This window comes from Mesorhizobium sp. M0898 (assembly GCF_040319695.1).
Taxonomy (GTDB): Bacteria; Pseudomonadota; Alphaproteobacteria; order Rhizobiales; family Rhizobiaceae; genus Mesorhizobium.
Map to the genome: position 1 here is coordinate 1 of NZ_JAMYOE010000127.1, position 1,276 is coordinate 1,276.

The 1,276-nt window shown below is 70.8% G+C and carries 1 protein-coding gene; it reads right to left on the reverse strand.

Features of this window, described 5'->3' with window-relative positions:
• Positions 1-1,276, reverse strand: a 1,276-nt coding sequence (locus NKH90_RS34530) for a condensation domain-containing protein (protein ID WP_352823777.1), incomplete at both ends; no start/stop codon positions are given.

Consider the following 1,276-nt stretch of genomic DNA (forward strand, 5'->3'; position numbering starts at 1 on the left):
AAGCCTCCGGCGCCTGGCGCACCTGCGCCTCGAACAGCTCGTGGACGCACCGCTGCGACGGATAGGCCGCCGCCGTCCGGTTCAGATCCTCCAGCAGATAGGTGCGCTCGGCGGCCGGCAGGATATCCAGCTCCCGCACCGGCCTGTCGGGCGCCCGCTCCAGCGCCTCCGCCAATTGCTCGAGCACGTGCTGCATGTAGCCGCAGACCCGATCCGCAGACACCGGCTCCACCACCTGCGCCGTCAGGCCGAGCGCCTCGCCATAATCCTCCACCGACAGGGTCAGCGGATAGTTGGTGCGCTCCTCCCCGCCCAGCCATTCCACCCCGGACAGACCATCATCCGTGCCGGAGCCGGCCATGGCCGCCGGCGTGTTGTGACGGTAGTTCAACAGCGCGCTGAACAGCGGCGCCGGCGCCGCAACGCCGCTGCAGCGTTGCGCCAGCGCCAGCGAGGCATGCTCGTGCGCCAGCAGCTCGGAAAGCCGCGCATGCGTGGTCCGCACGCTCGCCGCGACCCCGGTTCCGTCCAGGTCAAGCCGCACAGGCAGGGTGTTGATGAACAGGCCCAGCGCCCGGTCGGCGCCCGCACCCGCATGCATGCGGCCGAACAGCACCGTGCCGAACACCACCTGCTCTCGCCCGCTGCTGCGCGCCACCACCTGACCCCAAGCCAGATGGCACAGGCTGGCCAGGCTCACCCCCAGCCGCCGCGCCTGCTCCCGCAGCCGATCGTTGAGCGCCTGCGGCAGCATCCGCCGCGCCTCGCCGACCCCGCTGCCGTCGCCGCGCACCTCGCCCAGCCCGAACGGCATGGTCGGCTCGTCGATGTCCGCCAGCATCGAGCGGAAGAACTCTTCATGCGCCTTGGCATCGACACCCAGCCGTGCCTGCGCCACCAGATTGCGGAACGGCTGCGGTGCCGCAAGCTCATGCGCCTGCCCGCCGAGCACGGCCCGCACCTCGGCATGCATCACTTCCAGCGTCGTGTGATCGCCGATCAGATGGTGCTGCAACTCCAGCAGCAGCCAGCGCCCGCTGCCGGGCTCGCGCGCGATCCCAAACCGCAACAACGGCGCGCGGCCAAGGCCGATGCGGTGCCGGCGCGGATCGAACCGGCGCCTGAGCTCCTCGGCGCCGGAACCGTCACACGCATCCAGCTCGACCTCGGTCACCTCCAGCGGCGCACGCCGCCACACCACCTGGGCCGGGCTCGACAGCCCCTCCCAGACAAAGGCCGTACGCAAAATGTCGTGTCGGTCCACCACCTGCTGAAC